26 protein-coding genes, 1 riboswitch and 1 other annotated feature are annotated in these 25,923 nt (G+C 40.3%); of the genes, 4 read left to right on the top strand and 22 right to left on the bottom strand.

Going from position 1 to position 25,923, the window contains the following annotated elements:
* Positions 1-31 precede the first annotated feature (31 nt).
* Positions 32-910 (top strand): nucleotidyltransferase-like protein, encoded by an 879-nt coding sequence (locus GPS65_RS14145; protein WP_012009349.1) that lies wholly within the window; start codon positions 32-34, stop codon positions 908-910.
* A gap of 374 nt (positions 911-1,284) precedes the next feature.
* Positions 1,285-1,530, top strand: a sequence feature (16S ribosomal RNA rRNA prediction is too short).
* Between the two features lie 248 nt (positions 1,531-1,778).
* Here the strand turns inward: GPS65_RS14145 and GPS65_RS14150 are convergent.
* The 10 genes from GPS65_RS14150 to GPS65_RS14195 form a co-directional block, all read right to left on the bottom strand.
* Positions 1,779-2,651 carry an NAD(P)-dependent oxidoreductase gene (locus tag GPS65_RS14150; RefSeq protein ID WP_012009764.1) on the bottom strand — a complete coding sequence of 291 codons (873 nt, stop codon included), beginning with the start codon at positions 2,649-2,651 and terminating at the stop codon, positions 1,779-1,781.
* Positions 2,652-2,664: 13 nt separating this feature from the next.
* The gene (locus GPS65_RS14155) at positions 2,665-3,450 is read right to left on the bottom strand and encodes an SDR family oxidoreductase (protein ID WP_012009763.1); all 786 of its coding nucleotides are present in this window, start codon (positions 3,448-3,450) and stop codon (positions 2,665-2,667) included.
* Positions 3,451-3,524: 74 nt separating this feature from the next.
* Complete coding sequence (locus GPS65_RS14160; RefSeq protein ID WP_012009762.1) at positions 3,525-5,486, bottom strand: methyl-accepting chemotaxis protein; 1,962 nt, start codon at positions 5,484-5,486, stop codon at positions 3,525-3,527.
* A gap of 117 nt (positions 5,487-5,603) precedes the next feature.
* Positions 5,604-6,632, bottom strand: coding sequence for a spore photoproduct lyase (gene splB, locus GPS65_RS14165; protein ID WP_012009761.1), 1,029 nt, complete (start codon positions 6,630-6,632; stop codon positions 5,604-5,606).
* An 82-nt stretch (positions 6,633-6,714) separates the two neighbouring features.
* The gene (locus tag GPS65_RS14170; RefSeq protein ID WP_003211490.1) at positions 6,715-6,942 is read right to left on the bottom strand and encodes a transcriptional regulator SplA domain-containing protein; all 228 of its coding nucleotides are present in this window, start codon (positions 6,940-6,942) and stop codon (positions 6,715-6,717) included.
* Positions 6,943-7,054: 112 nt separating this feature from the next.
* A complete protein-coding gene (gene ptsP, locus GPS65_RS14175) occupies positions 7,055-8,773 on the bottom strand; it encodes a phosphoenolpyruvate--protein phosphotransferase (RefSeq protein ID WP_012009760.1) in 1,719 nt (572 codons plus the stop codon).
* On the bottom strand, positions 8,773-9,039 hold the full coding sequence (locus GPS65_RS14180) for a phosphocarrier protein HPr (protein WP_003211078.1): 267 nt from the start codon (positions 9,037-9,039) through the stop codon (positions 8,773-8,775). Before GPS65_RS14180 ends, ptsP begins: the two co-directional genes overlap by 1 nt.
* Positions 9,040-9,132: 93 nt before the next feature.
* Positions 9,133-11,232 carry a glucose-specific PTS transporter subunit IIBC gene (ptsG, locus tag GPS65_RS14185; RefSeq protein WP_012009759.1) on the bottom strand — a complete coding sequence of 700 codons (2,100 nt, stop codon included), beginning with the start codon at positions 11,230-11,232 and terminating at the stop codon, positions 9,133-9,135.
* A gap of 202 nt (positions 11,233-11,434) precedes the next feature.
* Complete coding sequence (gene glcT, locus GPS65_RS14190; protein ID WP_012009758.1) at positions 11,435-12,289, bottom strand: glucose PTS transporter transcription antiterminator GlcT; 855 nt, start codon at positions 12,287-12,289, stop codon at positions 11,435-11,437.
* 17 nt (positions 12,290-12,306) lie between these two features.
* Positions 12,307-13,335 carry a LacI family DNA-binding transcriptional regulator gene (locus GPS65_RS14195; RefSeq protein ID WP_144458054.1) on the bottom strand — a complete coding sequence of 343 codons (1,029 nt, stop codon included), beginning with the start codon at positions 13,333-13,335 and terminating at the stop codon, positions 12,307-12,309.
* A 93-nt stretch (positions 13,336-13,428) separates the two neighbouring features.
* On the opposite strand from GPS65_RS14195, the gene GPS65_RS19310 reads away from it, so the two are divergent.
* Positions 13,429-13,572, top strand: coding sequence for a hypothetical protein (locus GPS65_RS19310; protein ID WP_162900848.1), 144 nt, complete (start codon positions 13,429-13,431; stop codon positions 13,570-13,572).
* 53 nt (positions 13,573-13,625) lie between these two features.
* On the opposite strand, the gene GPS65_RS14200 is transcribed toward GPS65_RS19310, so the two are convergent.
* The 6 genes from GPS65_RS14200 to GPS65_RS14225 all read right to left on the bottom strand — a co-directional run bounded on the left by GPS65_RS14200 (position 13,626) and on the right by GPS65_RS14225 (position 20,363).
* The gene (locus tag GPS65_RS14200; protein ID WP_012009756.1) at positions 13,626-14,720 is read right to left on the bottom strand and encodes a M24 family metallopeptidase; all 1,095 of its coding nucleotides are present in this window, start codon (positions 14,718-14,720) and stop codon (positions 13,626-13,628) included.
* A gap of 104 nt (positions 14,721-14,824) precedes the next feature.
* Complete coding sequence (locus tag GPS65_RS14205) at positions 14,825-16,744, bottom strand: heavy metal translocating P-type ATPase (RefSeq protein ID WP_144482223.1); 1,920 nt, start codon at positions 16,742-16,744, stop codon at positions 14,825-14,827.
* A 293-nt stretch (positions 16,745-17,037) separates the two neighbouring features.
* Positions 17,038-17,526, bottom strand: a complete 489-nt coding sequence (stoA, locus tag GPS65_RS14210) for an endospore biogenesis thiol-disulfide oxidoreductase StoA (RefSeq protein WP_012009754.1) — start codon at positions 17,524-17,526, stop codon at positions 17,038-17,040.
* A gap of 54 nt (positions 17,527-17,580) precedes the next feature.
* Positions 17,581-18,897 (bottom strand): polysaccharide biosynthesis protein, encoded by a 1,317-nt coding sequence (locus tag GPS65_RS14215; RefSeq protein ID WP_161985447.1) that lies wholly within the window; start codon positions 18,895-18,897, stop codon positions 17,581-17,583.
* A 310-nt stretch (positions 18,898-19,207) separates the two neighbouring features.
* The gene (locus GPS65_RS14220; protein WP_012009752.1) at positions 19,208-19,861 is read right to left on the bottom strand and encodes a cell wall hydrolase; all 654 of its coding nucleotides are present in this window, start codon (positions 19,859-19,861) and stop codon (positions 19,208-19,210) included.
* Positions 19,862-20,168: 307 nt separating this feature from the next.
* Positions 20,169-20,363, bottom strand: a complete 195-nt coding sequence (locus GPS65_RS14225; RefSeq protein WP_012009751.1) for a hypothetical protein — start codon at positions 20,361-20,363, stop codon at positions 20,169-20,171.
* Positions 20,364-20,530: 167 nt separating this feature from the next.
* Here GPS65_RS14225 and GPS65_RS14230 point away from each other — a divergent pair, with 167 nt between their 5' ends.
* Entirely contained in the window at positions 20,531-20,719 is a 189-nt protein-coding gene (locus GPS65_RS14230) for a YkvS family protein (protein WP_003211747.1), read from the top strand.
* 146 nt (positions 20,720-20,865) lie between these two features.
* The gene (locus tag GPS65_RS14235; protein ID WP_012009750.1) at positions 20,866-21,390 is read left to right on the top strand and encodes a GNAT family N-acetyltransferase; all 525 of its coding nucleotides are present in this window, start codon (positions 20,866-20,868) and stop codon (positions 21,388-21,390) included.
* Positions 21,391-21,471: 81 nt separating this feature from the next.
* On the opposite strand, the gene GPS65_RS14240 is transcribed toward GPS65_RS14235, so the two are convergent.
* From GPS65_RS14240 to GPS65_RS14265, 6 genes are all read right to left on the bottom strand, one after another.
* Positions 21,472-21,690, bottom strand: coding sequence for a hypothetical protein (locus GPS65_RS14240; RefSeq protein WP_012009749.1), 219 nt, complete (start codon positions 21,688-21,690; stop codon positions 21,472-21,474).
* 466 nt (positions 21,691-22,156) lie between these two features.
* Positions 22,157-22,654, bottom strand: coding sequence for a preQ(1) synthase (gene queF, locus GPS65_RS14245; RefSeq protein ID WP_003211403.1), 498 nt, complete (start codon positions 22,652-22,654; stop codon positions 22,157-22,159).
* Between the two features lie 15 nt (positions 22,655-22,669).
* Positions 22,670-23,401, bottom strand: a complete 732-nt coding sequence (gene queE / locus GPS65_RS14250; RefSeq protein ID WP_161985448.1) for a 7-carboxy-7-deazaguanine synthase QueE — start codon at positions 23,399-23,401, stop codon at positions 22,670-22,672.
* On the bottom strand, positions 23,394-23,834 hold the full coding sequence (gene queD, locus GPS65_RS14255) for a 6-carboxytetrahydropterin synthase QueD (RefSeq protein WP_012009746.1): 441 nt from the start codon (positions 23,832-23,834) through the stop codon (positions 23,394-23,396). Before queD ends, queE begins: the two co-directional genes overlap by 8 nt.
* Positions 23,835-24,491, bottom strand: coding sequence for a 7-cyano-7-deazaguanine synthase QueC (gene queC / locus GPS65_RS14260; RefSeq protein ID WP_012009745.1), 657 nt, complete (start codon positions 24,489-24,491; stop codon positions 23,835-23,837). It lies immediately after the preceding gene.
* A 159-nt stretch (positions 24,492-24,650) separates the two neighbouring features.
* A riboswitch (PreQ1 riboswitch) is annotated at positions 24,651-24,695 on the bottom strand.
* A gap of 71 nt (positions 24,696-24,766) precedes the next feature.
* Positions 24,767-25,810, bottom strand: coding sequence for a YkvI family membrane protein (locus tag GPS65_RS14265; protein WP_012009744.1), 1,044 nt, complete (start codon positions 25,808-25,810; stop codon positions 24,767-24,769).
* Between the last annotated feature and the right edge of the window lie 113 nt (positions 25,811-25,923).

Genomic DNA, 25,923 nt, shown 5'->3' on the forward strand with positions numbered 1-25,923 from the left:
AACTTTACACCCGAGTATTGGAGGAATCACTATGGAAAATCTTCTCCGTCCTATTTATCAAGAGAGAGCAAGTCACCCAGACACATTGGCTGTGATTATAGTAGAAAGAAGACACAAAGTATCTTCTGAGACGGATAACTTTGATGCAGCACTTTTAGTCATTGTAAAAGAAGCGGAAGAGCCGTTATTTATCAAGCACTATGAATCTGCTCACCAAACAGCTTCTTTAAATGTTGTCACAGATGAGCAGTTGAAGGAATGGATTACCCTTGGCACGAATCGCCGTATCATTGATTGGATTTTAAATGGGAAAGTCCTATTTGATCGAAATGAATATATTTTCAACTTAATTGATGACCTGAGTACATTCCCATTTTCAAACCGCAAACTTAAAATCGGTTTAGAATACGGCAAGCTTATTCGAAGGTATATAGAAGGAAAAGCATTTTTTGAGTCAAATCAATTCCTTGATGCATATAATTCAATTGTGCATGCGCTGCATCATTTGGCACGTATTGAAGTCATCGATAAAGGCTTCCATCCAGAAGTGACAGTTTGGAATCAGGTACGACATATGGAACCGGAAGTTTATAAACTTTATTCAGAACTCATTGAAAGCCATGAAAGCCTTCATAAGCGTTTGGAACTTTTATTTTTAGCAAATGACTTTTTGATCCATTCAAAAGCAGAAATTGGCGCCGCTCATTTGCGTCATGTCATGGAACAGCAAGATATATGGCTTTTTGGAGAGCTTCTCGCGCATCCTGACCTCAAGTATTTTACGCCTGACCTTAGCGTCATGATTGATTTCTTTGTGGAAAAAGGAATTGTTCAAGTGGAGCCGATTGAGACAAAGGGACAAAAAATCTATCATCGAGGATATTTTGTGAAAAAAGATGTTGACGCTTGAATATTATGATGGTATATTATTATACGTCGCTAACGAGCAACCAAGTTGCTTTGAATGAAAAGCTGACAAAAAGAAATTCTAAAAAACACTTGACGCCCACAGCGTCAAAATGTTATATTGAGAAAGTCGCCTCTGAGAGACGACGAAGATGATCTTTGAAAACTAAACAAGACAAAACGTACCTGTTAATTCGAGTTTTTATAAAAAATCCTATGATGTTTCATAGGTAGTCAGTCAAACGCTGACGAGGCAGGAAATGATCACATGCTAAGTTCGCTACATCGTGTAGCAACGCATGTGTGATATGCATCCTGCATACCTCGGAGAGTTTGATCCTGGCTCAGGACGAACGCTGGCGGCGTGCCTAATACATGCAAGTCGAGCGAACAGAAGGGAGCTTGCTCCCGGATGTTAGCGGCGGACGGGTGAGTAACACGTGGGTAACCTGCCTGTAAGACTGGGATAACTCCGGGAAACCGGAGCTAATACCGGATAGTTCCTTGAACCGCATGGTTAAAAAACTAGCAAACTGGACATGGAAAGTACCATGTCCAGCGTAAAACACATGATGTTTTTCAAAAAAAATGTGAAAACCCCACTTTTACTTGAAGTAAAGGTAGGGTTTGTCTACGGTCTGAAACCTGTCCCTCTATGGGACAGGTTTTCAGATTGTTGACAAAGGGCTAAAATGATCTTTATTTTAGCCCTTTGTCTCCTTTTCAGCGTGATAGAAAACCTTTGAATTCTAGGAAGGACGAGTACTGGCACGGAGCGAATTTGACATTCGTGAGCACCAGCACGCAGGACTGACAACGAATGCGAGGGTTTGTCTACACGCTGAAACCTGTTCCTCTATGGGACAGGCTTTTTATTTTACCCACAATTTATATATACTCTGTGTACCGCTGTTTTCTTCCCCCTGCTCACTCAGCTTTTCATAAAGCGACTTCGCAAGCGAGAGCCCTGGCATTTCTTCTCCCATGAGCTCTGCTTCTTCAAGAGCAATGCCCATATCTTTAATAAAATGCTTCACGTAGAACCCTGGCTCGAAATCACCTTTCAGCATTCTTGGTGCAAGGTTTGACAAGGACCAACTTCCTGCTGCACCCGTCGTAATACTTTTAAGCACATGCTCTGGATCAAGTCCTGATTTTTCGGCATAGGCCATCGCCTCTGCGACACCTACCATACCTGCTGCAATCGCAATTTGGTTACACATTTTAGTATGCTGACCGCTTCCTGCAGGTCCTTGATATTGAATGTTTTCGCCCATTTTCTCGAATAAGGGCAGACACGCTTCATAGGCTGATTTTTCTCCGCCAATCATGATCGCAAGCGTTCCATTTTTTGCGCCCACGTCTCCGCCCGAAACTGGTGCATCTAATGCAAACAGCCCTTTTTCTTTCGCTTTCTCTTCAATTTCTTTTGCCAGCTGAGGCTTCGATGTAGTCATATCAATCAGATAAGTACCAGGCGTAGCATGTGCCACAAGCCCCTCTTCACCTAAATAGATTTCTTCTACATCCGATGGATATCCTACCATTGTGATGACAGCATCTGCATGTTGTGCAATTTCCTTCACTTCCGGCTTCCATAATGCGCCTTTTTGAATGAGTGCATCTGCTTTCGCTTTTGTTCTTGTATAAACGAGAACTTCATATCCAGCATCCATTAAATGCTCTGCCATACTGCGTCCCATTACACCAATTCCAATAAAACCAACTGTTTTGATTTGTGTCATCACTTGTTCCTCCTTAAAGAGACTTTGTCAATCCACCATCAATGATGAGTGTTTGACCTGTCATGTATGTATTTGCTTCAGATAAAAGAAAAGCTGCATATGCTGCAAATTCCTCTGGCTGTCCATAACGGCCAAGCGGAATCGTACGTTCAGCCTGTGCTTTGATTTCTTCAACTGTTTGGTGTTCTGCCTGCGCGCGGTGCTTGTCGAGCTGTTTGACGCGGTCTGTTTCAATTTTCCCAGGGGCTAACGTATTGATCAAAATTTCATCATTGGCAAGCTCCTGAGCGGCTGTTTTTGTCCAGCCGACAATAGCCGGTCTAAACGTATTTGACAGCATCAAGCCTGGGATCGGTTCTTTCACTGACATAGACGCAATGTTTAACACGCGTGCACCGCGTTTTTTCAAATAAGGCAATGCCTCTTTTAATAATCGAATATAACTGAGTAAATGAAGCTGAAATGATTCCATCCAGTCTTCATCTGTTAAGGTTTCAAGTGTCCCTGTTTTAGGACCGCCTGTATTGTTCACAAGAATGTCGAGACACTTCTCATCACCAGCTGCCACTTGAACTAGCGCCTTGATTTGCTGCGCGTCAGACACATCACATACTTGATAAGTCAGCTTTCCTTTTACAAGCGGAGATAATTCTTTCACCGTTTCTTTCAGCGTGTGCTCATGTCTTCCTGAAAGCATGACATCTGCTCCCTCTTTTGCTAGAGCAAAGGCAATCGCTTTTCCGATACCTTGACTGCTTGCAGCGACCAATGCTTTTTTTCCAGATAAATTGACATTCATGTCAACACCACCTCTGCTTTATTTTATCATACAAAAAGAACCTTGCTCACGTCGCAAGGTTCCTTTCTGCTTGATTACACTTTAAATCGGTCAACCGCCTGACGTAGCGCCTGGCTTGATTCGTTCAGCATTTCGGTCGAAGTTTTCGTTCTTTCTAACGCTTGAACTTGTTCATCTGTAGACGCGTGCACTTCCTCAGCTGAAGCTGCAGATTCTTCAGAAATTGCCGCAATACTTTGAATGGAGTCACTCATCTTCTGTTGTTCTTCTGTCATTTCATTGATCTGTGAATGAATACTGTCGATTGATCCGACAAGTGCCTGCATTTCCATTGTGATGCTGCTCAGTGCCTCGCCTGTTGCATTAATGGCGTCACCTTGTTCCTCATTCATCTTACTTGCTACTGTCATCGCTTCAGCCGCCTTCTTCGATTCATCTTGAATGAGTTTGACGGTTTCACTAATGTGTTTTGTTGATTGCGCAGATTGTTCAGCAAGCTTTCTAACTTCTTCTGCAACAACAGCAAAGCCTCTTCCGCTTTCTCCAGCTCTCGCTGCTTCAATGCTTGCATTCAGTGCAAGTAAATTCGTTTGATCCGAAATTTGAGAAATCGCTGTCACCACGTTTTCAATATTTTTCGTTTTATGCTCAAGGTCTAGCAGCATTTGCTCTACCTTTTTCGATTCTTCGCTCGCTTTTGTTGATTTTTGGACGAGCACACCAAGTGCATCTAGCCCTTTATAGCTTGCATCTTCAGATGATTTTGAGTTGGTTTGCATTTGTGAGGCAAGCTCACCCATATGGCGCACTTTCTCATACAAATGCTCTGATTTCTCATTAATCGTTTCTGCATCTGATGCCTGTTTAGACGCCCCTGTTGCCACCTCTTGAATGGCCGTTGCGATCTGCTCACTCGACAGCAAGGTTTCATTTGAAATTTGGGTCACTTCATCTGTTGATGTCACAACTTGATCTGAAGCCCCTTTCACTTTTTCAATTAACTCCCTGATGTCCTCTATCATTTGATTAAAGCTTTTCGTGAGGAGACCAATTTCATCTTTGGACTTCACTTCAAGCGTACTTGTTAAATCGCCTTCTGACACCTTACGCACATGCCCTGTTAGACGCTTGATTGGTGTTGTAATGCTTCTTGCCAATAAGAAGCTAAGGATCATCGCAAGAATAATGGCAATGACGGATATAATGATACTTGTCTGATTCATTTGTTCTGTGATCCAAAGCAGTTTCTTTTTCTCAAAGCTCACGCCAACCGTCCAATCGGCTTCTTTGATTTTAGATATGACCGTCAGTTCTTTGCTGTCATCAATACCTGAGTTGTCAAGCGCTTTTTTTACAGAGGCGACCTTTGAAATGTTTTTTCCTTGCTGCGTTGGATGCGCCAAAATGGTGCCTGTGTTATCAACTAAGAAAGCGGTCCCTTTATAAGGGATCTCTTGTTCATTTATATAAGATTGAATGGAGGAGAGCTTCAAATCAAGTCCAGCGACTCCAATGACCTTTCCATTTTTGACAATCGCCTTCGTGGCTGAGACAATCACTTTTTTCGTTGCTTCATCAATATATGGATCTGTCCAAACAACTTGATCAGGCTTTTCGACTGCTTGTTTAAACCAGCCTTGTTTAGATGGATCATATCCTTGGCCAAGATCGAACTCCGGGAAGCCGAGCATTTTGCCATCAGTTGTTCCAATATAAGCAAATGAAATGAGTTTATCCTGTTCCTGCAGGTTTTTTATTGCACTTTTTTCAAAATCAAGTGTTTGCTTTGTTTGTTTTTGCGCAAATTCTTCAGTTATTTTACCTGTTGCCAATTTGTTAATGGTATTGCCGTAATTATCAAGCTTTTCTGTAATAATGTCTTTCAGGCTTTCTGCCGTTGCTGTGGCGGTCGTTTTTGCATCTCGTTCAATCAGTGGTGTTAATACCAAATTGGAACCCACTTGAACTGCCACAACGGTTAAAATTAAAATAACTGAGATGAAAACAGCTATTCTCACTTGAAGTTTCTTAAACATCTCCTCACACCCCTATATCCTACTTTCATACCTTATTGTATATATCGGCATAATTGATACCGCATTCAATAGTTGTGAGAAAATTTAAATAGAAAAAACAAGCCATAAAGGCTTGCTTTAAGTAAAATATTCAATTTTTGCATTCGGAAAGTACTGATCGATATATGATTCTAACGTCTGTCTTAGTTCTTGCTCCTCATCTTTTTGATAGATATATTTCCCAATTCCATATCTACCCCACTTGTATCGTCTTTTTTCTTCATCTAGTTCTAATTTTGATTTCGGATAGTTTTTTTGAATCACACGCTTCGCTGGTTTTGTAAAACGATGCTGGATCATTTCAAAGGTGATATCGTGTCTCACATCCTCAGGAAGAGCTGCATCGAGCTTTTCAAAAAGAACTTTATACCCTTCCTGCCAGCCTTCGTGGATGTAAATTGGGGCAATAATAAAGCCAAGCGGATAACCTGCTTTCGCAACCTTGACAGCCGCTTCAATCCGTTGATCTAACGGTGATGTACCAGGTTCGAAATATTTAATGACATAATCCGCATTGATGCTAAAGCGGAATCTTGTCCGGCCATTATGCTTTGCATCAAGTAAATGATCGACATGATGAAATTTGGTCACAAAACGAAGCTTACCAAGATCAGTCTGACCGAAGTATTCAATTGCTCTTTTTAATGTGTGTGTCAAATGGTCAATTCCGACAATATCTGACGTACAAGAAGCTTCAAATCTTGTGATATCTGGCGCACGCTCGTTCATGTACTGCTCCGCTTGATCTAATATTTCTTCAACATTTACATAGGTTCGAATGTATGGCTTACTTCCCATCGTCGTTTGCAAGTAGCAATAATGACAATGACCCATACATCCTGTCGCAAATGGAATGGCATATTCTGCCGATGGTTTAGACGTATCGAACTTCAACGTTTTCCTCACACCAATGACAAGCGTTGATTTTGCATTACGATACTTTTGTAAGTCATTTTTACCCGGAATATTTCTTACTTGGTTATGTGAAGTCGTTTCTCTTATTTCAATCCCCATACCCTCGAACTTTTCCTTCAGCTCTCGTCCTAACGGGTACTCTAATGCACGTGGTTCAATGTACACAAGCTGGGGTACAAAAGGTTTGATCATATTTAGCACATCCTTACCTTATAGGTTTTCATACCGTTACTTTAACCGTGCAGGATGGCTTTTATCCTTTCTAAAATCTCCCTTATTCAAACAAATCTTGATAAAGAGCTTCTGCTTCTTCATATGTTGGAAAGACCGCATCATCTGGAGCTAAGGGATGGTACGTTTCAAGTAAAAAGAGGGCAAGCTCCTCTTCATTGTATGGATGTGAAACAATTTCTGCTTCTTTAATTTGTGCTACGTTAGCTGCATGTGGATTTCGATAAATCACATATACTTGATCACCCGGTTTATAGTCTGAGAAAGGCAATCTGGTCACCTCCATTTTTCTTATAGAATGCCCTTCTCTCTGACGGATATGACCCAATATGATAAAATTCGACAAAAAAACCAGACAGGGTCACTGTCTGGTTTGAATTCACTTAGTTATGTTGAAACGTTTTCTTTACGAAATCAACCACTTCTTCTGTCGTGCTAAGTGATAAAATATGCTCTTTAAATGATGCAGCTTCTTCCTTAGAAAGCTTGCTTAGCTGAGTTCTTGCTGGAAGAATAGATGTTGCGCTCATTGAGAATTCATCTAATCCTAATCCAAGTAGAAGAGGAATGGCGATTTCATCTCCTGCCATCTCACCGCACATGCCAACCCATTTACCTTCTTTATGCGCTGCTTCAATAACAAGCGTAATGAGACGTAAAATGGCTGGATTGTAAGGCTGGTAAAGATAAGACACTCGTTCGTTCATTCGATCAGCAGCCATTGTGTATTGAATCAAGTCATTCGTTCCAATACTGAAGAAATCAACTTCTTTTGCAAATTGGTCTGCGATGACAGCAGTTGATGGAATTTCCACCATCATTCCGATTTCAATGGAATCAGAAACGTCTGTACCAGCGGCAACCAATGCTTCTTTTTCTTCAAGTAAAATAGCTTTTGCTTCTCTAAATTCAGATAACGTCGCGATCATAGGGAACATGATTTTCAAGTTTCCATATGTACTTGCACGAAGTAAGGCGCGTAGTTGTGTTCTGAAAATCTCCTGTTCTTCAAGGCAAAGGCGGATCGCTCTATAGCCAAGGAACGGGTTCATTTCTTTTGGAAGTTGCAAGTAAGGTAGTTCTTTATCGCCACCAATATCTAGTGTGCGGACAACCACTGCTTTGCCTTCCATTTTCTCTAAAACCGTTTTATACGCATCGAACTGCTCTTCTTCTGTAGGAAGCTGATCTCTGCCCATGTATAAAAATTCAGTACGGTACAATCCAACTGCTTCGCCGCCATTTTCAAGTACACCTTTTACATCTTCAGGTGTTCCGATATTTGCAGCTAGCTCTACGTGAACGCCGTCTTTTGTGACCGTTGGCTGATCAACAAGTTTCGCCCATTCTGCTTTTTGAGCTAAGTAGTCTTCATGCTTTTTTTGATACGCTTTCACTTCATCTTCAGAAGGCTGAATGATGACGTCTCCGCTAATACCATCCACAATGATTAGATCATTGTTTTTCACTGTTTTTGTTGCTTCTTTTGTTCCAACAACAGCTGGAATCTCCATTGATCTTGCCATAATCGCTGAGTGAGAAGTACGACCTCCGATATCTGTCGCAAAACCTTTGACAAATTGTCTGTTCAACTGAGCAGTATCAGAAGGAGTTAAATCTTCAGCAATGATGATGACTTCTTCAGAAATCATGCTTGGATTCGGGATGTCAACGCCTAGCAAATGTCCAGTTACACGTTTTGTTACGTCGCGAATATCCGCTGCACGTTCTTTCATGTATTCATTGTCCATTGCTTCGAACATCGTGACAAACATTGTTGCTGTTTCTTTTAAAGCAAATTCAGCATTTACTTTATCAGAGTTGATTTTATCCTTTACTGGGTTTAGCAGCTCTGGATCACTTAACACAAGAAGGTGTGCAGAAAAAATATCTGCTTTGTCTTGGCCAAGCTCTTTTAGCGCATGTTCTTTAATTGCTTCAAGTTCTTGTTTAGAAACATGAATTGCTTCTTCAAAACGCTTCACTTCTGTCTCTGGATCATTGATGTCTTTTTGGTGAACTGTTAAATCTGGTTCTTCCAGACGATATGCTTTTGCAATCGCAACGCCTGCTGAAGCACCGATTCCTTTCAGTTGTTGCATTACTCGCCTAGGCCTTCACTTTTCATTGTGTCTTTAAGCGCAGCAAGTGCATCATTTTCATCAGAACCAGAAGCAGAGATTGTGATTGTAGCACCTTTCGCAATTCCTAGAGACATTACACCCATAATAGATTTCAGGTTCACTGTTTTACCATTATATTCTAAGTTGATATCAGCATCATATTTACTAGCAGTTTGTACAAGAACTGTTGCAGGACGTGCGTGAATTCCAGAATCTGCAGTTACTTTGAATGTTTGTTGAGCCATTTTTATCAATCTCCTTTTTATACAATTAATACATCCACAATATTATATCATACTGCCGAGCTTGTCATCTAACAAGAACGGCAGTTATGAAAATTATTTTGAAATTTTCATGATGTTTTCTTGACCAGCTTTGATTTCACCGGTTTTTTGAAGGTCAATAAATTGTCCTTCACTTAAGTTGGTAAATACAATTGGTGTCATTAAAGATGGTACTTCAGACTTAATTTTATCAATATCAACCACTAAGAGTTTTTGACCGATTTCTACTTGATCTCCCTCTTGTACAAATGCTTCAAACCCTTCTCCTTTGAGGCTGACCGTATCAATACCGAAGTGGATCAAAATTTCAAGTCCACCATCAGATTGCAGGCCAATTGCGTGTTTCGTTGGGAATACATTTAAGATCTTCCCTTTTACCGGTGAAACCACCGTTCCATCTGTTGGTAAGATGGCGAAACCGTCACCCATCATTTTCCCTGAGAATACTTGATCTGGTACATCTGTAATCGGATGAAGCTCCCCTGTAATTGGTGAAGCAAAGATTTCTTCACCTTGCTCATTTTGAAGCGGTTTTGCAATGACTTCTTCGACCTGCTGGCTGACTTCTTCTTTTGCAGAAGGGTCTTTCGCTGGACGAGGCGTGCGGCCTGCAATGATGTCCTGCATTTGTGTTTTTAAATTATCAGAGCGTGGTCCGAAGATGGCCTGGATGTTGTTTCCTACTTCAAGAACTCCTGAAGCACCAAGTTTTTTCAAACGGTCTTTATCCACTTTCTTCTGATCATTCACAGTAACACGTAAACGGGTAATACAAGCATCAAGGTGTTTAATGTTTTCTTGGTCACCCATTGCTTCAAGAATTTCATAAGGTAAGTCATTACCCTTTTCAGACTTAGCACTACTTGCATCGTCATCAGCTTCGTCTTCACGGCCTGGCGTTTTCAGATTAAATTTACGAATAGCAAATCTAAATCCGAAGTAATAAATAGCAGCAAGTACAAGACCAACTGGAATCACAAGCCACCAAGCGGTTCTGTTTGGCAAGATTCCGAATAAGAAGAAGTCAATTAACCCTCCTGAGAAGGTCATACCGATTTTCACGTTTAGAATATCCATTATCATAAAGGATAATCCAGCAAATACACAGTGGATTGCAAATAACACTGGTGCAACAAACAAGAATGAGAATTCAAGCGGTTCAGTAATCCCTGTTAGGAAAGAAGTCAGGGCTGCTGATCCCATAATTCCAGCGACAAGCTTTTTATTCTTTGGTTTTGCTTCATGGTAAATCGCAAGTGCTGCTGCTGGCAGACCAAACATCATGAACGGATATTTTCCTGTCATGAATGTACCAGCTGTGAGCTGAACACCATCTTTGATCTGTGCCATGAAGATACGCTGATCACCACGGATAATATCTCCTGATAAGCTCTTATAGCTAAAGAACTCATACCAAAATGGTGCGTAGAATATGTGATGCAAACCAAACGGAATTAATGAGCGTTCAATGACACCGAATACAAAGGCAGCAAGCGGCTCATTCGCTGCAAGCAGTCCTGTTGAGAACGAGTTCAGTGCCCCTTGAATTGGCGGCCAAATGACGAGCATCAAAAGCCCTAAAATAAGTGCTGAAATAGATGTTACGATTGGAACAAAACGTTTTCCAGCAAAGAAGCCAAGATATTGTGGGAGCTCAATTTTATAAAATTTATTAAACATATAAGCTGCCAATACCCCGACAATAATCCCGCCGAAGACGCCGGTAGACAAGGTCGGTATTCCGAGCATATTAACATATGCTGGATGGCTTTCCTTAAAGAACTTAGCCAATTTGATGGAATCGGATGGAATCGATCCATTGGCCATTAATACGGCACTCATTGTTACGTTCATAACTAGATAACCGATAATTGCGGCAATCCCTGCCACACCGTCTCCATTAGCAAGACCGATGGCAACCCCTACAGCAAATAAGAGCGGAAGATTCGAGAAGACAATGTTCCCTGCATTTTCCATGACACTTGCAACAAGCTGAATTGTATCATTGCTTAAAAATTGAGCTACATCAATCAGTTGCGGATTTTGCATCGCATTCCCAAGTGCTAGTAAAATACCAGCAGCAGGAAGGATCGCAACTGGAAGCATAAGTGCTCGTCCAATTTTTTGCAATACACCAAAAAGTGATTTAAACACTAGTTGAACCTCCTTTTATTTTCGCTTACAACATACATGCGGGACGCTCCTTGACATACATTTCATAGTTAACCGTTTACATTTCACTTTCAAACACAAAAAAAGGCATGGTGATATAAGGTTGCGCAAATAACAGGATCTTATCCTGTATTTACCTTAAGTCACTCATGCCTGATCGAATCAGTTACACGTTTCAAGGAAACTATGAAATTTTATTTGTCAATCTGTACAGATGAAGTGTCAGGTAGACAGCCTCTGCATCCTGTACAGGCTTTTTCAATGCATGTTGTAATATTTTGATCATTTTCCAAGCAGTATTGTAGCATAAAGGATATTCATTTTTCAATAGATGAAGCAATTTTTCTGGCTCCTCTAAAGATTCTTCCCGTTTAATACGCTCAATCGAAAATGTAATATGGCGCAATAAGCGTAAATAATGAATACTTTCTCTGTCTACTTTCATATGAAATGAATCTTCTATGACTTGGACCATTTGTGTGATGAGCTGCGAATGACGATTCACCTCAGATAATGGCCGATTCGTTAAAGCTGAGTGAATATGGAGCGCAATAAAACCAATCTCTCCTTCTGGCAGCTTTGTTTTGACATCAGGGCGTTTGTTAATTAGCTCAACAACTTCCTTTGCGACCTCATATTCTTTCGGATACAGCGACTTCGTCTCAAGCATAAAGGGATTGGTGATATCATATCCTTGCTGCACTCGCTTAAAACTAAAGGCAATATGGTCAGTCAGGGCAATATGAATATGCTCATTCAAACGGTGTCCCATTTTTTCTCGTATATGATAAATGACGTCATTGGCAAGCTCGATCATGTTCTCATCAATGTGGTGAAGCAGCTGTTTATATTCTGTTTGTTCCTTTGTATTTTTAAGGACAAACATTTTTTCAAATGTATCTTGATCGAGAACATCACCCGATTTTTTTCCGAAGCCGATCCCTTTCCCTATCAGAACTACTTCGCCCAAAGAAGGGTGTCTTGCAATGATGACATTATTATTTAACGCTTTATCAACGGTGAAGGATTCCATGAACATCCCCACCTCCTTCTTATTCAATCCCTCTTATCGTACAAAACAGATGAAACGTGCGTCAACGAATTGTTTTTGAAAACGGTAGTTGATCGTTCGATCAGGCGAAATGGCAGCATTCTTTTCTCTGGTGCCTCCCCCTTTATGGCCTGGTCGAACAAGTCAAACGCTTCCTGTCCCATTCGTTTCAGCGGAATATCAATGCTGGAAATCCTAAGCGCCTCACTCAATTGATCATTTTGAAAGCCGAGTATGGCTGGAGATTCACCTACTTTGATATCATGACGTTGCGCCTCTAATAAAAAGCCTGCTGATACGTCATCATTTGTGATGAATAATGCTGTGGGGCGATTCTTCATCTTCTGCCACTCTGCAAATAATTGTTTTCCATCAAAAAGTGTTAGCTTCCCTTCAATGATCCATTCTTCATCAATCTCCTGCCCGAGCGATCGCATCATGTTTTGATAAGCTTGAAGGCGCGACTGGCTGTTTGCGCCTTCTATTCTGGCAAGGACAATCGCAATTCGCTGATGTCCGCATGCTGCTAAATGATGTAACCCTTCTTTAAATGCTTGATCATGCGCAATCGATACGGTTGAGCAGTTTTCACTTGGCACCGGGTGGCAAAAAATAATAGGCCCGAATTCCTGCCACCTTGAAATGTCTCGGTCACTTAATGCATTTGAGCAAAAGATTAATCCATCCACGCGGCGCTCTTTTAAACTCATCAATGCTTCTTTTTCTTTTAATGGATCATATCCTGTTTGAAACAAAGAAAAATGCATACCGCGCGCCTGTGCTTTTTCTGCAATACCTGTGACAAGTCTGCTGAAATAAGAATGATCAATCGTTGGAAGAACGATGCCAAGCATATTTGAATAACCTTTGGCTAAATGAACAGCCTGAATGTTTCTCGTATATTTGAGCTCTTTCATCGCATCAAGAACACGTTCTCGTTTTTCTTCTTTGACATAAGGATGATGATTCAACACACGTGATACAGTTGTCACAGATACGCCCGCTCTTTTTGCAATCTCCCTTATGTTTGCCATTTTTTCTCCTACTTTCTCTTGATATGGTAAGCGTTTCATACTTTAAGATGTATGTGAGCTGAACAAATCACTGGATGGAAAGGGGAATTCAAGATGGGGTTCATCATATGGATTATATTATGTATGACTGTTTTGTTTTCTGCTCGTTTTGCACTACATCCTTTAGGAAAAGAACATAAAATCAAACCGTTTCAATCAATTGATGATTTTTTTGTTGATAAGGATCGAAAAGAGTGACAAAAAATCACGATGACACTTCCAAGACATGGACGTTCATCGTGATTTTTTTATTACTTGATAATCGTCAGCTCTTTCGGATAATTGGTTAAAGTGACTGGACCATCCGCTGTAATCAGTACATCATCTTCAATTCTGACACCGCCGACTCCTGGGACATAGATTCCCGGTTCGATCGTATACACCATGCCTTCTTGGAGAAGATCATCATTTGCCTGGCTCATCGAAGGAAACTCATGAACAGACACCCCTAGACCATGTCCAAGGCGGTGAGGGAAATAGTCTCCATATCCAGCATCTGTGATCAGCCCGCGTGCTTTTAAGTCCAGGTCCCCAATTCTCACGCCCGGCTTACTCATTTCAAGTGCCTCCATTTCTGCCTTTAGGACGGTTTGATAGATGTCCTTTTGCTGATCAGAAGCTTCCTGATAGATGAATGTTCTTGTAATATCTGAGCAATAACCATCCACGATGACACCAAGGTCAAATAACACGAAGTCGCCTTTTTTTAAGGCTGCCTGTCCTGGATTTCCGTGAGGCTCTCCTGATTTTTCGCCAAAGAGAACCATCGTCGAAAAGGACATGCCTTGAATGCCTTTTTTCTTTAGCTCATATTCAATGACAGCGAGCACTTCTGTTTCGGTGATCCCTTCTTTTAAGGCGTTCACCCCAATTTTGACCCCTTCGTCTGCCAATTGAGCGGCTTTTTTCAGTGTAGCAATTTCAGATTCATCTTTAATCAGCCTTAACTGGTTCAGCTCTTCTTCTGCCCGGACAAAAGTTTCTGCCCCAGTGGCAGCTTGAAGCTGTTCTGCTCTTTGAAGCGGAATCGACTCTTTTTCAATGGCAAGTCGAGTTGCTCTTACACCGCGTTTTTCGACTGCTGACTGAATGAAATCAAATGGATTCTCATGGTCTTCATAACCAATGATATCGCCTGACCACCCAGCATTTTTCGCCTGTTCGACTTCCATTTTAGGCAAAATAAAAAATGGATCTGCCTCTTGAAACACAAACAACCCCATGACTCTTTCATGCGGCTCTGTGAAGTATCCAGATAGATAAAACACATTTTCCTTTGTATGTATAAATGCACCTTGAATGTCTTTTTCCTTTAGCCAAGAAGACATGCTGTTCATTCGGTTCATCGTCATCCTCCTCACACGTTTTACTACTGATCTATTGTATCAGTTTTTGCTGTATTTCGCACAAAAGCGCACTGGCAGAAGCCAAGTACGCTATGATGATTTGCTTAAGATGCACGAAGTAGACGCAGTCCATTTAAAATGACCAAAATCGTACTTCCTTCATGCCCGATAACGCCAAACGGTAAATCAAGCACTTGTAAGAAGTTCGCACAAATTAACAAACAAATCACCGTTAATGAGAAAATAATATTTTGCTTAATGATTCGATTCATCTTTCTTGAAAGACGAATCATCTTTGTTAAGTTATTTAAATTGTTTTTCATTAAGATCAAATCTGCTGTTTCTAAGGCCACGTCTGTGCCCCCGCCCATCGCAACCCCCACATCTGCTGTGGCAAGTGCCGGTGCATCATTGATTCCGTCTCCTACCATGATGATCGAGTTTCCTTGTTTTTTAAGTTGATTGACCTCATGGACCTTTTCATCTGGCAGACACTCAGCAACAACTGTTTGGATGCCGGCTTCCTGCGCAATGGCTTTAGCTGTTTTTTGCTGATCTCCTGTTAGCATGACGGTTTGGATACCTAAATCATTCAGCTCTTGAATCATTTTCTTCGCTTCAGGTCTAATTTGATCCTTAAGGCCGAGGCACCCAACGACTACTTGATCCTTTTGAACATACACCACTGTAAATCCTTTTTCAGAAAGTTGCTCACCAGCTTCTTCAATCTCGCTGTCCATTGGAGCCTTGCCTGCAAAGTCTTTCTTCCCAATCCGCCACGTTTCACCATTCAATTGTGCCTTTACACCAAAACCAGAGGTTTCTTCAATGGTGACATGAGCTGTTCTTTCTATTTGTTGCTCTTGTGCCATATCAGATATTGCTTTCGCTAATGGATGGTTTGATTGACTTTCAATTTGATAAAGCGCTTGATAAAAAGCAGCTTCTTCTTGTCCTTTCGCGATCAACACCTGTTCTACAGCTGGCTTTCCGCTTGTAATCGTCCCCGTTTTGTCAAAAGCAATCATGCTACTTGTGCCGAGCTTTTCTAAAAAGACGCTCCCTTTGACAAGCATTCCGTTTCTTGCACCGTTTGAGATCAGTGACAAAGCAGCTGGCATAATAGATGCCACAAGCGCACAAGGTGAGGCTACAACCATAAACACCATGGCCCGGTAGAAGGTTTCACTCATACTCCAGCCTAGTACAAAGTGAGGCAGAACCATTAAAATTGCAACGGTGATCAGTACACCTTTTACATATGCCCCTTCGAATTTTTCAATAAATGCCTGGCTTGGTGACACACTTTCTTGAGCCGATTCGACAAGTTTAATTATTTTATGGAAAAGCGTTTCTTCATTATGTTTGGTGACTTCTACTGTTAAAGAACCATTTAAGTTTACTGTTCCTGCAAATACGTCTTCGCCTTGCCCTTTTTCCTGTGGCACAGACTCGCCCGTGAGCGCAGATTCATCTACACTTGTTCTTCCGCTTAAAATCACACCATCTGCAGCAATACGTTCCCCAGCTTTGATCATGATACGATCACCTGGTGTTAATGATGAAGCAGCGATTTGAATAGTTGTACCATCTTCTTCAATTAAAGTCGCTTCATCTGGTGCGATGCTCATTAAAGTTGTTAAATCCTTCTTACTTTTATTTGATGTATACGTTTCAAGCGCACCACTTAGTGAGAAAATAAAAATTAAGATCGCGCCCTCTGCCCAGTATCCAATGATCGCTGAGCCTATCGCTGCAAAAATCATTAACAGTTCAACATTCAAGCTTTTAGACGAAATGGTTTCTTCAATTCCTTCTTTCGCCTTTGCAAAACCTCCAATAATAAACGCAAGGATAAATAAAGGAATACTCCACATGGTCTCATCCTTTAACATCCATCCAATCAAAATGAGAATCCCCGCGATACCTGCTGCTATTAATTCTCCGTGCTGTGCCCATTGATGAAGGGACCATTTCGATTCCTTTTGATTTGTTGTTTGATCAAGTGCTGCATTCTCATTCATGATTGTTTTCTCCTCTCTAATTGATAATGATTTTCACATCATCAATCGTTACCCGTTTCCTTTTTTCATCTATATTTTCTGCTATTTCAAGCTTTTTATAGGTCTGTCATTCATTATAACAGGTTCTGATCAATTTTCAATTAATAATTATTATAATTTCTTCTTGATAATAATTATCATTATTGTTGTAGGTTATTCCATCTCTTCTGAGCACAGTTTATTCAGATGAAAAGCAATTGAACACAAAAAAGAACCAAAGGAATGAGCCTTGGTTCTTGAAATAAGGTTTCTTTCTAAAAATTCGTCCACTCTTTGATTTGTTTTTTCGTTAGTGGACCTACATGATTTTTCACTATTTCCCCTTTTTCATTTATCAAAAAGGTGGTTGGTATGGTGATGATTTGGTATTTCTTCATCATGTCCCCTCGCTCATCTAGTACGACCGGGAATGTAAATTTTTTGTCTTTTACAAATTGAGCAACCGCATGTTTACTTTGTTCAGCACCTAATAAATTCACTGTTAAGATATCAACATCACTCTGATTTTCTTTTACGATCTGATCAAATACGGGCAGCTCCATTTTGCAGGACGGGCACCATGTTGTCCAAAAATGCAAAATGGTCTTTTTTCCTTTTGGCGGAATCATCTGCGTTTCACCAGTTAATGTAGGAGCCTCTATCCTTGGCGCCTTAACGGGCTCTTTCGCTTCAGCTTCGCTGCCTATGAGTAATAGAAGCAGGGTCATCATAAGAAGACTGGCGGGTAGATATTTACGATTCATGAGGATCTTCCTTCCCAGTTTTCTTATAGCTTGCCCGCTCGTGGAAGAGGGCATTCATGCTTTTTTCATTCTAAGAAACATGGAAACACCGAGCTCCTTACAAATCGTCGCATAATGCAGGGCAGTCAAGAGAAGCATGCCCGTATTCATCCCTAATATCACTCCCATCATATTTAAGCTTTCAATTGATCCAAGAAAATACACCATTGAAAACGAGACGATATGCACCCATATATTATGTAGGAACACATCTTTAATGAGTCCCATACCGATTAAGCACGCTTGAAATGGCATCACAAACAGGTGGCATAAAAAGTACGGCCAAAGCAGCTGTAAGTAGACAGCAGCTTGCGGTGAATCAAAAAAGAGCTGTGTGAGCGGATAAGCAAAATAATACATCACCATGACTGCCGGTACGCCGTACCCAAATGTAATGAGAATCGCCTGCCTGACACGTTTTTTCACAAGATCATACTGACCTAAAGCATAGGCTTCAGAGACATTCGGAATCATCACGATCATGATGGAATGAGCGATAAACGCCGGAAAAAAACCGATCGACATCGCGACACCAGCCAGCATGCCGTAATGATCAACAGCAAGTGTGCCAGAGATGCCTGCGGCAATAAGTGCGCCTTTGATTAAAAACGGTTCTATGGCATTGGCAATCGCATGAAAAATCCGCATGCCCGTTGTCGGAATAGAGACGGCTAATAATCGCTTTCTCACGTCACCCCCTCTTAATTCAACAGACCTGACATGGACAGCATTTTTCGCCATGACGTATTGGGAGTATAAATAAATAAAAACGACGAGATCACTCGCGACAATGACACCGATGGCAATGAGAACCGCAGTTTCAATATCAAAGGAATACCAATGAAAGAACAAAAACAAACAGATCAGCTGGATCGTTTTCTTCAGCATATTCGCCAGAGCGATTCTGCCCATTTGCTGCTTTCCCATAAAATAGCCGCGTGCGATCGAGGTAAACGCAATGATTGGAATAAGAGACAGCGCAAGCCCTTTCATGAGCGGATGATACGACTGAAACACAGGAATGAACGGCAAGACAATCGCAGCGATCCCTGTTGTTGTACATGTCACTACGAGCGTCATTTTAAATGCATGGCGGAGCATACTTTTATGGAGCCGCTCATGCGATTCTGCAATGAATTTAGAAATAGAGACTGGCAGCTCTAAGCTGGCAATCACAAGGACCAGCATAATAATTGGAAGGATACTCATATATAGACCCATTCCATGTTCTCCAAGCTCTCTCGCTAAAATCATATTGACTAAAAACTCTATACACTCCGCAATAAAAGCTGCAACAGATAGCAGAATGACCCCTTTTACAAATCGATTCATGTAGCCTCCCCTTTATCTAAAGCAAATTCTTTTCACATTCTATGAGACAAGTCCTGAAAATATTTTGATAAATGAAGACAAAAAAAGAGCGATCTAATTGATCGCTTCAGGTTGTTGACAAAGGGCTAAAATGATCTTTATTTTAGCCCTTTGTCTTCTTTTCAGCGTGATAGAAAACCTTTGAAGTCTAGGAAGGACGAGCATCGGAGCGGAGCGAATTTGACATTCGTGAGCACCGAAGCGCAGACCTGACAACGAATGCGAGGGTTTGTCTACACGCTGGAGCGATCTAATTGATCGCTTCATTTCTTTATACGGCAAATACGTGACGACCGATACGTTCTACAATTTTGCGAGAACGAATCCAGTTATCTGTTGCCGTTTTAGGATTATAAAAATAAATGGCTTTTGTTGTTCTGTCATGTTCTTTCACTACTTGTTTCACAGCTTTAACAGAATCTTGATCTGCTTTATCATGAATACTTCCATTCGATACTGGCTGGAAAGCATTTCGCTGATAAATCACACCTTTGACACTGTCAGGAAAAGAGCGATGTTCCACCCTGTTTAAGACGACGCTTGCTACAGCTTTTTTACCTGCGTAAGATTCACCTTTCGCTTCAGCATGTACCAATCGTGAGAGCAGCTCCATTTCTTCATTAGAATAGCGTTTGGCGCTTTCCTCATTCGTCGTTTCTGATTTTACTCTTTTCTTCTGCTTTGGTTTTGAAGACTTTTCTTCTGTAGACGTACTTAGCATTTTGACTTTCGGCTGACGCTTCTCCTCTGAAAATGCTGGGATGACTTGATCGTGATCATCTTGATTTATATATGAAAGCTCATGCTTAACAGGTGCTTGTGAAAGTTCGTGACTTAATGTGCCTTGCTGCTCTTGGATGTTCTCCATCTTCATGGCTGCAACCAGCATTAGGATGACAAAAAGAGCTGTATGAATTTTCATCATTCGCCTCATTCCTCCTTTAATTAAAGTAGGCGGTAAGATACTTGTCCACTCTAACAAGAGCTTCTTCTATTTTCACCCACAAAGATTTTCATGCCTGTCCAAATTCCGTTATTAAATGGCATGTCCTAGTTGAATTGCGTATCAACTGGAATTGTTAGCGCTTAAAAAGGTCTATTTTCCGCCTATAATCATCCTTATGCACCTGATTATGGGTTATTACATTTTCTTTTCACATGTATCAAGACCATTTGAAGTGTGACAAAAGAACTAAAATAAAAAAGCTTTCTCTCATTCATGAGAGAAAGCTTTAGCTTCTTGCTTCTGTAAGATATTCAAAAATAACATCTCCACCATGTTTCGCAATCCCGCGAAAATGCTTAAAATCATCTTGATTCACCAAAATCGAACGAAACGTTAAAAAATCATCTTTTTGGATGTTTACTTGCTTTTCTGTCCCATTTCGTAACGACTCAAGTATTGTGAGGATTTGTTCTTCCGTCAAAAAAACCGCTCCTTTACAGCCATCATCAAATATTAAATATACCATCCGTTAGGTAAGCATACAACGAAAACGAAACAAAAACGTCTTTATCCTTTACATTGGTATGAAAATATTGCAAAATACTTTTTAATAGGGAATGAAATCTGTTTTTAAAGGAGAGGGATCGGTTGAAGATTGCAAAAATTGGAAATGTGATCGAATTTAGAAATGGTTTAACAGGTGTAGTTGAAAAAGTGAACGAAAACTCTGTCATTGTAGATGTCACCATTATGGACAACTATAGAGATTTAGAACTGGATTCACTAACAGTCGTTAATCATAAAAACTATAAAATCATCAAAGACTCCGTACATTAATTTGCAATCCTCAATTCAGACTATCGATACATACGTAAATACGAAGCAAATCATTTATTTTTGAAATGGTAAATAGTATTTCAGACAACCTTCTATTTTTATAAAGTGATGAAATGCAGTATTAGCTCTAGATAGGAGAAACTAAAATGCAAAATTCAAATGATATCATTGTGCGTTTTGGGAATATGGAAGACGCTGAAACTACTTTAGACATACAGTCATCAGTGATTGCTGAATCAGATTATTTACTTACAACGCCTGAAGAAAACAAAAAAACCCTTTTAGAACACAAGGCTTGGATACAAAAAAGAATAGAGAACGATAACGAAACGTACATAGTTGCTCAAAAAGACGGAAAAGTCATTGGGTTTATAGCATTTAAAAATGGATCAAATAGAAAAAGAACTGCCCACACAGGTTCATTCGGTTTGTTGGTTCATAAGAACTTTAGAGGTTTAGGCGTAGGGGAAGTGTTGCTAACAGCGTTATTAGATTGGGCAGAAAAGAACCCTTCGATCGAAAAGGTTAGTTTAGCCGTATTCTCTACAAATCAAAAAGCTATTTCTTTATACAAAAAGATGGGCTTCAGAGAAGAAGGACGTAAAATAAAAGAATTTAAAATAAGTGAACATGAATACTGGGATGATGTTTTAATGTATAAACTTGTTTAATAGCATAAAAATAAATGCAGAAAAAAGGACATAGCATACAATTTGTTATGTCCTTTTGTTATTATTTCATCTGTATGAGTGTCAGTCTTTTTGCGTATGAAAGGTTTGCATTTCCGCTTTCGTTTTGTACATATCAACTTCCTCTGGGGTGATAACGCCTTTATCGATCAAAAGTGCAATCACTCCAAGCAATGTGGAGGCACTCCATTTATATCGTTCTTTGTTTTGATGTTCGAGCATTTGTAGCTCTTCTTTTAGCTCCATCAGCAGCTTCTCTGTCTTTTCTTCATTGTTTGCCAACTCAAACGCCTCCGTTATTCGTTCATTGCCCCTATTTTATCTCAAAGCAAATAAAATAAGCAAAAAACACAATTCGCCTTTACAAACATACGTTCTGTCATGTATAATAAATTTACGAGCTGGTAGCCCCCAGCCGTCCTAGCAAGTTCTATTCCCATTTTTATGAGGAGAGCGACATGACTCTTCTCTTTTTTTATCACTTCATTCTGATCCATCCCTTTTAAACCCATAAAAAAAGACATGCATTAGGCATGTCTCAGATTGTTGACCAAGTGCTAAAATGATCTTGATTTTAGCACTTGGTCTTCTTTTCAGCGTGATAGAAAACCTTTGCAGTCATAGGAAGGACGAGTACTGGAGCGGAGCGAATTTGACATTCGTGAGCACCAGCACGCAGGACTGACACCGAATGCGAGGGTTTGTCTACACGCTGAAAGACATGTCATTAGGCATGTCTTTTTCTTTATTAGCGATTATCAATCGTTTCAGGATACATATCATGGTTCATCATACGATATGACGCCATTTCTTCATATTTGGTACCAGGTTTTCCATAGTTTGTGTACGGGTCAATTGAAATACCGCCTCTTGGAGTAAATTTGCCCCATACTTCAATGTATCTTGGATCCATCAATTCAATAAGATCGTTCATAATAATATTCATACAATCCTCATGGAAATCACCATGGTTACGGAAGCTGAACAAATACAATTTTAATGATTTACTTTCGACCATGATTTCGTTTGGAATATAGCTGATATAAACTGTCGCAAAATCCGGCTGACCTGTTTGCGGACAAAGTGACGTAAATTCTGGGCAGTTAAATTTCACAAAATAATCTCTATTTGTATGTTTATTCGGAAATGTTTCAAGCACTTGCGGTGCATAATCAAACAAATAATTGGTTCCTTGATTTCCTAGTAAAGTGACGCCTTCTAATTCTTCTGGTTTTCTTGTCGTCATGTCATCTCTTCCTTTCTATACGCCTCGTTTATTTCCCCACAATAATGTGTGAAGCTGCGGCAGAACTCTTACGCGATTTAAGTCTGGGTCTTGCGCTACTTGATCAACAAGCGCTTCATATTTCTTTAATAAATGCGTCAATAAGTACGCATCATCACCTGTTGTCGTGTCATCATTTCCTACTTGCAAATAAAAAGGAAGCTCTGGATATTTCGCATGAACATCCTTTGCATAGGCTAAATCATGATCGTCAAAAATGACGACCTTCAGGCTTGCATGCTCTAATCTATTTCCGTTTTTCAGCTCATCTATGATACGTGTGAGTTTCGCGAAATCTGTTTTCATATTTGAGCTTGGCGGTTTCGGAGAAATTGTTAAATCATCAATTTTCAAAAACCAGTCCTGATACATTGTCCCTTGTGTTTCAAGCGCTGTATCAATTCCTTCTTCGTGAAGCAAATCAATGAGTGATTCCATTTGTTTTAAAAGCGCAGGGTTTCCCCCTGAAATGGTGACATGAGAAAAAGCCTGTCCACCTATTCTTTTTAATTCTTTGAGAATGTCTTCTGCGTGAAGCCACTGAATGTCATGCTTTGCTGAACCATCCCAAGTAAAGGCGGAATCACACCAGCTGCAAGAGTAGTCACAGCCAGCCGTTCTGACAAACATGGTTTTTTGTCCAATCACCATCCCTTCTCCTTGAATGGTCGGACCAAAGATCTCTAGTACAGGTATCGCCTTAGCCATTGTGCTCAACTCGTTTCGGCCGGTAAATGCAGTAGCTTGTTGGTGTCTCCCTCACAAAGACCTGAACACATACCGGTTTATTTGCTAAAGTCGATAAATAATCTGCGACTTTGTCATGGACTGTCTTTGCCACAACCTCTGTAGTAGGCATCGCGTATGGATTGGTTGATGAGAATTCCTCATGATCATTCAGCAGTGTGTGATCATACTGTCCATGAATAAGTTTTTTCAGTGTACTGAAATTGACAAGGAAACCCGAATCATCTAGTTCATCTCCAGCAATGGTTATATTGATGGTGTACGTATGACCATGTACACGGCTGCAAGCACCTGCATCTTCTCTTGGGATGAAATGGGCAGCTGATATATGCATATCTTTATTCAATTCAAATGAGTATGGATGATTCGTTTGTGGATAGATTTGAGAAAGCATTTATTTTGCCTCCTTCATTTCCATATACGTGTCATAGCCCTTTTTCCGAAGTTTACACGCAGGACATTCCCCGCAGCCATCAGAAATGATGCCATTATAGCAAGTGAGCGTTTCATTTTTCACAAAATCTAATGCATTCAGCTCGTCTGCCAATTTCCATGTTTCTGCTTTATTGAGCCACATAAGTGGTGTATGGATGACAAATGGTTTTTCCATCGCCAAATTTACTGTGACATTACATGACTTTACAAACTCGTCACGGCAATCTGGATAGCCGCTAAAGTCTGTCTCGCATACACCTGTGATAATATGTCTTGCTCCGATTTGATATGCAAGAATAGAAGCAAAGGATAAGAACACTAAGTTTCTTCCTGGTACAAACGTGGAAGGCAGCTCTCCTTCTTTTTCTTCAATATCAATGTCATCTCTTGTTAAAGCATTTGGTGCCAGCTGATTCAAAAGTGACATATCTAATAGATGATTCTTCACACCTAACTTATCCGCAATTCTTTTGGCGACATCAATTTCTTCTTGATGACGCTGATTATAATGAAAGGTCACGGTTTCTACCTCTTCGAATTGTTGAAGTGCCCATAATAAACATGTTGTACTGTCTTGTCCCCCGCTAAAGACAACGACTGCTTTTTCATTTTTCATCTTCTGTTCTCCTCCTTTTGCAGATCTATACCATCGTACAAAGCTGCATCTGAAAGGCTCATGAAAACCCCTATTTTTCTCAAAAGAAAAGACACCTTTACATGTGTATGAGGTGTCCCAGCCATAAAAAATAAAAAATGCCACATCCAAGGATACGGCAAGTCCTTAGTTTTTTATAGAGGGTTTTGCTAGAACCTCTCCCGTTTACACGGATTTTTGTTCAATTTTCACAGAGGATAGTGTACCACATATTTGTCATGCAGGCTATCCCTTCTTTACTTATCTAAAGAGGCAGGCACTTTTTTGAGAAAAAGAAAGAGGATAAAAAAGATGCTCACATAGCCAAAAATAGGATAAACCGTTGATATCAATGTACCGTAACCAATTTTACTTATCACATAGCAGCATAAGAGAATAAGGGATATCGTCAAGACACTGTTCATTCGTATATACGCCCTCACTTGTCTCTCAAGTCCATATAAATTGCCTATGACAGATGTAAAAACTTCGCCGAAAATCACAAATAAATAAATGAGGTGTATGGAATTTGCTACTTGATACACGACCTGCGCCATTGGAATATCAAACGCCTCTAGCATATCTAATGAAGAAAGAGATAAAAAGCATACGAATAAAATAACTGTCAGCATGATGCCCCCAAGCACAGCTCCCTTTTTAATCACCGCTTCAGAGGTCATTTCATTTGCGACGGGCACTAAAACGGCTTGAGAAAGTGCCAAATTAAAAGCTCCATATGAGATAGCTGATAAAATCCACTCTCCCTCACCCATTTGCAATGCAAGAACATAACTTTCACTACTGCTAAAAACGAATGAATCAAGAAACACGATCAATGAAAAGAAAATAAGCATTGGGACGACGAGAACATTCACACCAAATAATCCTTTTGATCCTTTCAAAAGCACAATCACACTCAGAATGATTGTTAAAAAGATCCCATATTCCTTCGATATGCCAAGCTGCTCTTCAAATATAGCACCTGCGCCAGAAATCATCACTGAAGTGACGCCTAGTAAAATAAAAAACATGACGACATTAATATACCGACTGGCAGCTGCGCCAAATAAAAACCGGTTCATATCTTGATAAGACTCTGCTTCAATTCGTTTAGAAATGAGCATCATTTTTGCCCCAAGTCCAGTAAAAATAGCGCCGCTAATCAAGATTCCGAATAATCCAATCCAGCCAAAACGAACAAAAAATTCTACGATTTCTTTTCCGGTCGCAAACCCAGCTCCAACCACTGTTCCTACATATACAAAGGCAAGCTGAAAAGCGGATTCATTTGAACGTTTCATGTGACCCCTCCGCACCCATCACTTTCGATTGTCTTTTTTTATCCTATGAGACAAGTTCCTTGAAAAGAAGGACAAACCATGATTAAATGCAAAAAAGGATTTTTACCTGCCTT

The organism is Bacillus pumilus (assembly GCF_009937765.1).
GTDB lineage: Bacteria > Bacillota > Bacilli > Bacillales > Bacillaceae > Bacillus > Bacillus pumilus_O.